The organism is Sedimentibacter sp., assembly GCF_033447055.1.
In the GTDB taxonomy this organism is placed as follows: Bacteria; Bacillota; Clostridia; order Tissierellales; family Sedimentibacteraceae; genus Sedimentibacter.
This window is the reverse complement of sequence record NZ_JAWQJF010000097.1, coordinates 1-8,250: the sequence shown is the minus strand read 5'-3', so window position 1 is coordinate 8,250 and position 8,250 is coordinate 1. Positions and strand designations below refer to the sequence as shown.

Below are 8,250 nucleotides of genomic sequence, written 5' to 3'. Positions count from 1 at the left end.
TCTTTTATAATATTCCAATATATCTCTTCCATAATTGGGTTTTAGAACTTTTAAATATAATCTGTCTGATTCATATCTCGATTGTTTGAACATTATTTTTACCTCTCTTTAATACTAGTTTAATTTTATATTTACACTACTGATAAGTCAACTTATTTTACTTTACTATATTTTTTTTTTGTGATAGTATGATTTATCATAAAAGGAATGACAGGGGGTGTGACTTGAAAACTAACGGCAATAAAATATTTTTAATATTTACTTTATTTTATTTGTACTTTATAATGGCACTCTTCGAAAGCTCCAGGGGAAACTTTATACCATTTTTTTTAGAGGAATTCCATATAAATAACACTGAAATGAGTTTAATACTATCATTAAATACTGTAGGATGTGTGATAGGCAGTTTTTTGGGAGGTCAATTTTGCGAGAAATTCGGGCATAAGTTTGTTTACATAATTGGTTCTGTAATTTCAACCATTGCTGTATTAATTGCTCCGTTTACATCCAACGTATTTATTTTAGGTCTTTTTAATCTGATTTTTGGAATAGGTCGTTCTTCCATATCAGTTGCAGTAGATTCCATGGTGCCTGTTATTTCAATTGGTTTTGAGTCAATATTAATGAATATCACTCATTTTATGTACGGTTTTGGAAGTTTTACAGGTCAAAGCGCCTATGGTAAGTTGCTTTCAATTGACATTCCATGGAGAACAATTTATCTATATCTTGGTATATTTTTTATTGTTTCTGTAATATTAACTTTGTTTATCAAAACTCCCAACATCCATGTAATTATAAGCGATACAACCATTAAGAAAGAAGAATTGTACAAGGAACCCATTGTTTATATGTTCGTATTGGCTGTTACATTCGCATTAATAAGCGAAACAGTAATAAACACCTGGTTCATAAGCTACGTAAGGAGTACATACAGCTTGAATCCAGCCAGTGCAGCAAAATATGCTTCAATATTTTTTCTTATGTTTGCCCTTGGAAGGCTGTTAGGTGGATTTATTGTTAATAAAATAGGAAGTGTCAAAGGACTTAAAATATTTTTGTTTTTAGGCGCCGCATGCTTGTTTACAGGTCTACAGTTCAAGCAAAACGGACTCATGCTCATAGCATTGTCCGGATTCTTTATTTCAATAAGCTTCCCAACGATAATGGTAATAGTTAATTCAATATTTAAGCAAAATTCTTCTTTTGCAATTGGCCTGATAGTAACTTTAAGCAATATATTATATGTAGTGATATTTAATATAACAGGAGCTCTAAATGATTTACTTGGTTCATATAAAGCATTTTATGCAGCTCCGCTTTCAGTAGCAGGATGTTTAGCAATGCTTATTTTAATCACAAATAAAATAAATAAGAAAAATACAATATAATTAATAAAATTGGAGGAATCATGTCTTTAGAAAATTTAATAATTCCTGAAAGCTACACAAGTAAGCTTTCGCTTCTAGAAACACAAATAGCAATAAAAAAAATTAAAGACTTTTTTGAAGCTGAACTATCAAAAAACTTATCACTCATAAGAGTATCTGCTCCGTTAATGGTTAGACCAGAATCAGGACTCAATGATGAGTTAAACGGATATGAAAGAGTAGTTCGCTTTGATATGCTTGAAACAAAATATGATGTAGAAATAGTTCAGTCACTTGCAAAATGGAAAAGAATGGCCCTTGGAAAATACAGATTTGACACATACACAGGTCTATATACAGACATGAATGCCATACGACGCGATGAAGATTTAGATAACATACATTCTATTTATGTAGACCAATGGGATTGGGAAAAAATTATTAAGAAAACTGACAGAACTAAGGATACATTGATGTATGTTGTAAATCAAATATACAGTGCTTTTAAGTCAACCGAAAAACATTTGGAAAGCTTATATCCTTTTCTTAAAAATGAAATGCCAAATGATATATTTTTTATAACAACAGAAGAACTTCTTCAACTTTATCCGGACAAAACTCCTAAAGAAAGAGAGTATTTGATAACGAAGGAAAAGAAAGCTGTGTTTTTAATGGAAGTAGGCAAAAAATTATCAGATGGAAATATTCACGACGGACGTGCGGCTGACTATGATGACTGGTCTTTAAACGGTGACATTTTATTTTATTTTGCTACTCTTGATATTGCATTAGAACTTTCTTCAATGGGTATAAGGGTCGACAAAGATGCCTTGCTCCGTCAGTTAGAAGAAAGAAATCAAATGTACAAAGCAAATTATCCGTTCCATCAGGATATAATCAATGAAAATCTCCCGTACACAATAGGCGGTGGTATCGGACAATCCAGAATTTGCATGTTCTTCCTTCAAAAATCTCATATAGGCGAAGTTCAATCGTCCATATGGCCAAAAGATATGATTGAATTATGCAAAGAAAATGAAATACACCTTCTTTAATACAACGAAAAACGAATGTAGGATTTGTGCAAAACACATATCCTATATTCGTTTTTCGTTGTTACAGATGCAGTCTTCTTTTTGCTTCTGCCCAAAGACTGTGTTCTTCAAATATTAAAATTGTAGACAAGGATATAATACTTGTTACAATACATAGAAGCGAAGGAAAAAGAACGTTTAAAATTCCAGTCATTATGAATATTATCGGCACAATTCCAAACAAGCCGTCAATTATTATATACAAAATATAATCTTCAATAAACAGCTTTCGTACCTTTGAAATTATAGCCATTGTTATCATGGCAAAAAAACATGTAAGGGGAACGACATAGTTTATCGACCATCCCTTCCGCCCTGTTATAATATCCCATAAAATTACAATCACTGAAATAATCATAACTTGATATACGATATTTTTAGGAATATTGTTGCGTTTATTAATGACATTTATCATGCTTGCCCATACTGAGCCTAATCCTCCCAATATGAACAATGACCATGCTCCTCTTTGAGGAAGCAAAATGTTCATTGCAACTGATACAGATGCTATTACTATTGATGCCAAAAGAACTATTTTAAAAAACAAGCCATGCTCTTTGTAAACAAATGATATTTTCGGAAAAATTTCATCTGAACATTTATCACCTAAAAGTATTTCCTGACAAAGAGGACAGTTTTTTCTGTTACCAACTATATTTACTTTGCAATTACTACAATATTTCATAGTCACACTTCCTATTCTTCGTCTACTTTATTTGATTCAATATTTACGGGTATACCCATATCAGCCAGGGTTTTAAAAAATCGCCTTTGAATTTCTGTACTAATAAATGCGGACGTAAAACTGATTCTTAATTTATTTTCATAAGAACATACGCATGCCTGAAGCTTGCTGGTACTTACAAAAATATCAAACGAAGATATAAACTGCTTCATTTCATCAGGCATATTTATTTTTCCAACATTAGATAATGTAGACGTATAGCTTTTATCCACAATATTATTAGCAATTTTTAAGACTACATCTTTTATTGCTAAAGGAATAATTCGCAAAAAATAATTATGTTCTAAGTATGACAATGTATTAATCCTTTTTTCCAAATGTTCAGGTGTCAGATTTTCTTTGAAGCTGTTTTTTAAATGTTCAATAACTTCATCTAAATCATTGCTTCTTGTTGAAAAATTATAATCAACATTAATAACACCAAAGAAATTTCGAGCCGTCTGGGAATAATAATAATTTCTCAAATTTACCGGAATGCTTAGAACAACTGACCTATTCTTCATACGTGCAGGTATTTCTTCATTAATGGCACACATTAAAACTGCTGCTAAAAATATTGTCAATGATGTTTTATGCTCCTTAACTATTGCCAAAATACAATCAACTGGTATAACTCCCTCTATTACGCGAATTCTGTACTCCGGCAATTTCAAACCCCTTAATTTATATGCTTTAATGGTTTTTTTCTTGGATGCAGGTCGATTACCCGAATAATATTTTTGAAAACTGTCATCCATTTTTTGTGTTCTTGAAGCATCATTGTCTAAAACAAGCACTTTATCCTTAAAAAAACTTTCATATTTTATGGTAATGTAATGGAAAACCAACGTCTTAAAAAACTGAATAGCTCCTGCTCCATCTGATAACGCATGATAAACTTCAAAACTTATTCGTTTTTTATAAAACATTACTCTAAAAAGTAATGTTTTGTTATTTTTATCGTAAAGCGTAGAACATGGAGGAAGATTTTCTTCTGTTACTACAGCCTTAAAACGACTTTTTTCAAAATAATACCAGAATAATCCGCTCTTAATTATTGATTTATAAAGTGGAAATGCTTCAATTGTAATATCAAGTGCTTGCTGCAAAGCCTGTTTGTCAACATTATCATACAATTCACATGCAAATCTAAACACTTTGGTATCACTATTTTTGCTGTTTGGAGGAAATATTTTAGCTGCATTATCAAGCTTGCTCCATTCAGAAACTTTTTTGTTTTTCAATCAATTCACCTCACAAAGAAAGTGGTTTATTATCTCATAACATAATTTAACCTGCGGAAATCTGGGAGGAAGTGCAAAAAAACCATGAAATGCATCCTTAACCCTGTATATTTCAACTTTATTACCGGCTTCCCTCAATTTTTTTCCGTATTTTTCTCCTTCATCACGAAGAGGACAGAATTCAGCAGTAATAATCAATGTATTAGGCTGATTTGTCAAATCTTCTTCTAAAAGAGGCGCAAAATAAGGATTTAATAAGTCTTCATTTTTGGATTTATATAAATCCATATAATCACATATTCTTTTAGAAGTGAGCAAATAATTTGTACCATTATCGTGAACAGACTGAAATGGAGATGTATCACTGTGATTATTATAAGTAGCAGGATACAATAATATTTGTTTATCTATGTGAAATTCCTTTCTGTCTCTTGCTAAAAGTGACAATGCTGCCGCTAAATTTCCCCCTGCGCTGTCTCCTATCAGCGTAACATGTTTATCATTAATTTCATTATTAGTTATAAATGCTTTAGCTACTTGATAACAATCTTCTAACCCTGCCGGGAATGGATTTTCCGGTGCAAGCCTGTAGTCAACTGAAACAACATTATGATTAGTCAATTTAGCCATATTAGCACATACTTTGCTATAACTGTCGATGTTTCCTGTTACCCATCCTCCTCCGTGTAAAAAAAGCAATATAGGATAATCTCCTTCATCTTCCGGAGAAAATATACGAACGGGAATACTATGATTTTCTGAATCCACCTGACAATCCATCGATTTAAAGAATGGCTTCAAATAATGTCTGTGTGTTAAATTTACAAAATTTCTGTGGAATATATAATTTTTCTTTACATCGATATCCTTGTAAGACAAAGTTTTTAAAGCAACTCTTACAACTTTATTTATAGCCATAGCTACCTCATCGTTATTATTTTACACTATTATATATATATTCATTATGTGTGTCCATTTATTTTTATCATTTTCGAAAATGCAATAGAATTTATTTCCTTTTATGGTTGACATTTATTTTTATTATATTACAATATAAAGTAAGAAAAAATTTTTCAGGAGGGTGTTATGCAAAAATATGTTTGTGATGCTTGTGGTTATGTTTATGATCCAGCCGAAGGAGATCCAGATAATGGTATACAACCTGGAACTTCATTTGATTCTCTTCCAGAAGATTGGGTATGCCCATTATGCGGAGTTGGAAAAGATATGTTCTCTCCGGAATAATCTTATAGTAAATACTAAGAATGGTGAAGTACACTTCATCATTCTTTTTATTTTTAATTTTCAAGAAATTTCCTTCACTAAATTCTCCACATTAAACTCCCTTATGCGTAAATAATACCCCAATATAATATTTATAAACAAAAAGCATATCTTTCGATATGCTTTTTAAATATTAAATAATTGTTCCACCGCCAATTACAATGTCACCGTCGTAAAAGACAACTGCCTGACCTGATGTTACCGCTCGTTGTTTATTCTTAAATTCCACAAGAATTTCATCATTTTCTATTGGATGCAGAACAGCTTCTGTTTCTTTTTGACTATATCTTGTTTTAACCATTGCTTTCATAGGAGAAATCAATTTTTCAACTGCTATAAAATTCAAATGTCTCGCTTCTAATCTGTTAGAATATAAATCTTCTTCATCCCCAATTGTAACAGTGTTTGCATCTTTATCTTTATTAACTACATATGCTCGTTTTCCAAAAGCAACACCAAGTCCTTTTCGTTGACCGACAGTATAATGTATTATACCTTGATGCTGTCCTATAACATTTCCATGTATATCCACAAATTTACCTTTTGGCGACTCGACACCCATTTCATTCTCCAAAAAACCTGCGTAATCCCCATCCTTAATAAAACATATATCTTGGCTGTCTGGTTTGCGAGAATTTATTAAGTCTCTTTCTTCTGCAATTTTTCTTACGTCAGTTTTAAACATTCCTCCAAGCGGCAACAGAGTCCTAGACAAATCTTGCTGAGAGAGAGTATAGAGTACGTAACTTTGATCTTTTGAGAGATCAACAGCTTTTTTCAATAAATACCTTCCACTCATTTTATCAAATTCAATTTGTGCATAATGACCTGTAGCTATATAATCTTTTTTCATAAGAATTGCTTTTTGAATAAGTTTTCTGAACTTTATGAAGCGATTACAATCTACACATGGATTTGGCGTGTTACCCATTTCGTAACTACGGACAAATTTTTGAATTACCTCTTCATTAAATTCTGCACTAAAATTAAAAACAAAATGCTCTATACCCAATTTACAGCAAATTTTTCTGGCATCTTCCTCATCTTCTAATGGACAACAAGTACTTATTTTGCATGGTGTTTCAATATCATTGCCGAATAATTTTAAAGTGGCACCACATATATCATAGCCCTGGTCTATAAGCAAGACTGCAGCAACTGAGCTATCAACTCCTCCGCTCATAGCAGCCATAACTTTTTTCTTCATTATTTTCTCCTATTCTAAAAAACAGGACATTTCTGCCCTGTTCTAATTAATTCATCTTTATGCATTATATAGCCATTACTTTTTGTTGTCAATTATTTTAAGCTATATTTATTCCTCTTGTTCTTGTTCTTTTTCTTTTTCTTGTTCTTGTTCTTGTTCTTGTTCTTGTACTAGTTCCTTTTCTTTTTTGTTGCTTTTTTCAACTATTGTAGAGAAAATAATACCTACTTCAAAAAGCAAAAGCATTGGAAACGCAAGCAACATTTGCGTTATAATATCTGGCGGAGTCAATATTGCAGCAACAACAAATATTATTAAAATTATATATTTACGGTTCTTTTTAAGGAAACTCACTTTTAAAATACGGAATTTTGTAAGTATAACCATGAGTATAGGCAGTTCAAATACAAATCCAAAAGATAAAAGTGTATTAACAACAAAGGATAAATAGTTGCTAAAACTAATCATTTCTTCTATATCAGTAATTTGAAATCCCATAAAGAACTGGAGCATTATCGGCAATACAACCATATATGAAAATACGATGCCTGCTACAAAAAATATACCTCCAACAAATAATGAGACAGCAATAGCCCTTTTCTCACCTTTTTTCAAGCCTGGGCTTATAAACATCCATATCTGCAATATCAAGAAAGGAGCGGATATTACAAGACCTCCAATCACAGCAATCTTAACATATGATAATAAAAGTTCAGCTGGAGCTATAAACACAAAGTTTATTTCTGGTGCAATATTTATAATATTCTTGACTATAATTTCAGCAAAATTATAAAATCCCATTACTGCAACTATAAGTACTATACTTGAATAAATGAGCCTTTTTCTAAGTTCGGATAAATGCTCTACAATTGTTAAGTTTCTTTCGTCTGATTTCTTTTTAACTTTTTTTCTCATCTTTTAAGCCTTCCGTCTTATCTTCAGTAGATTTATTTGAACTGGATTTAAATTCACTAAAAGCAAGTCCGATTGACTTTCCAATTTCTGGAAGCTTAGAAGGCCCAAATATAACGAACGCAATTCCAAATATTAATATTAATTCTGTAGCTCCTATTCTGCCCATGATATACCTCCCATCAACGTAAATTTATATTTATCACATAACAATCCACGTATTGCTACTCATTGACAATTAACTGTTATTGCAATAAAATTAACAATTTTAATTTTACTTCCTAATATATAATTTGTCAAGAAAAATGATTTTAATACAGCTCTGAAAGGTAAATCAATTTCTTACTTTCGGATTGTCTTAATTCTCAAATTGAAATTTCAATTTTTGATATTATCAACAGAAGCATGCAAAATT

The 8,250-nt window shown here is 31.4% G+C and carries 9 protein-coding genes; 3 read left to right on the top strand and 6 right to left on the bottom strand.

Features of this window, described 5'->3' with window-relative positions; genetic code table 11:
• Positions 1 to 224: 224 nt before the first annotated feature.
• Together SA378_RS06505 and asnA are read left to right on the top strand one after the other, a co-directional pair.
• Entirely contained in the window at positions 225 to 1,391 is a 1,167-nt protein-coding gene (locus tag SA378_RS06505; RefSeq protein ID WP_318525170.1) for an MFS transporter, read from the top strand.
• A 20-nt stretch (positions 1,392 to 1,411) separates the two neighbouring features.
• Positions 1,412 to 2,425, top strand: coding sequence for an aspartate--ammonia ligase (asnA, locus tag SA378_RS06500; RefSeq protein WP_318525169.1), 1,014 nt, complete (start codon positions 1,412 to 1,414; stop codon positions 2,423 to 2,425).
• Positions 2,426 to 2,486: 61 nt separating this feature from the next.
• On the opposite strand, the gene SA378_RS06495 is transcribed toward asnA, so the two are convergent.
• The 3 genes from SA378_RS06495 to SA378_RS06485 are packed head-to-tail and all read right to left on the bottom strand — an operon-like array spanning position 2,487 to position 5,350.
• A complete protein-coding gene (locus tag SA378_RS06495; RefSeq protein WP_318525168.1) occupies positions 2,487 to 3,149 on the bottom strand; it encodes a DUF6320 domain-containing protein in 663 nt (220 codons plus the stop codon).
• 11 nt (positions 3,150 to 3,160) lie between these two features.
• Positions 3,161 to 4,432, bottom strand: coding sequence for a hypothetical protein (locus tag SA378_RS06490; RefSeq protein WP_318525167.1), 1,272 nt, complete (start codon positions 4,430 to 4,432; stop codon positions 3,161 to 3,163).
• Complete coding sequence (locus tag SA378_RS06485; RefSeq protein ID WP_318525166.1) at positions 4,433 to 5,350, bottom strand: alpha/beta hydrolase; 918 nt, start codon at positions 5,348 to 5,350, stop codon at positions 4,433 to 4,435.
• Between the two features lie 168 nt (positions 5,351 to 5,518).
• Between SA378_RS06485 and rd the strand changes: the two genes are divergently transcribed.
• Positions 5,519 to 5,677 carry a rubredoxin gene (rd, locus tag SA378_RS06480; protein ID WP_318525165.1) on the top strand — a complete coding sequence of 53 codons (159 nt, stop codon included), beginning with the start codon at positions 5,519 to 5,521 and terminating at the stop codon, positions 5,675 to 5,677.
• A gap of 172 nt (positions 5,678 to 5,849) precedes the next feature.
• Here the strand turns inward: rd and mnmA are convergent, their stop codons facing one another.
• From mnmA to SA378_RS06465, 3 genes are all read right to left on the bottom strand, one after another.
• Positions 5,850 to 6,926 (bottom strand): tRNA 2-thiouridine(34) synthase MnmA, encoded by a 1,077-nt coding sequence (gene mnmA, locus SA378_RS06475; protein ID WP_318525171.1) that lies wholly within the window; start codon positions 6,924 to 6,926, stop codon positions 5,850 to 5,852.
• A 105-nt stretch (positions 6,927 to 7,031) separates the two neighbouring features.
• Positions 7,032 to 7,838: a twin-arginine translocase subunit TatC gene (tatC, locus tag SA378_RS06470; RefSeq protein WP_318525164.1), complete on the bottom strand. Its 807-nt coding sequence runs from the start codon at positions 7,836 to 7,838 to the stop codon at positions 7,032 to 7,034.
• Positions 7,822 to 8,004, bottom strand: a complete 183-nt coding sequence (locus tag SA378_RS06465; protein WP_318525163.1) for a twin-arginine translocase TatA/TatE family subunit — start codon at positions 8,002 to 8,004, stop codon at positions 7,822 to 7,824. Before SA378_RS06465 ends, tatC begins: the two co-directional genes overlap by 17 nt.
• Positions 8,005 to 8,250 lie beyond the last annotated feature (246 nt).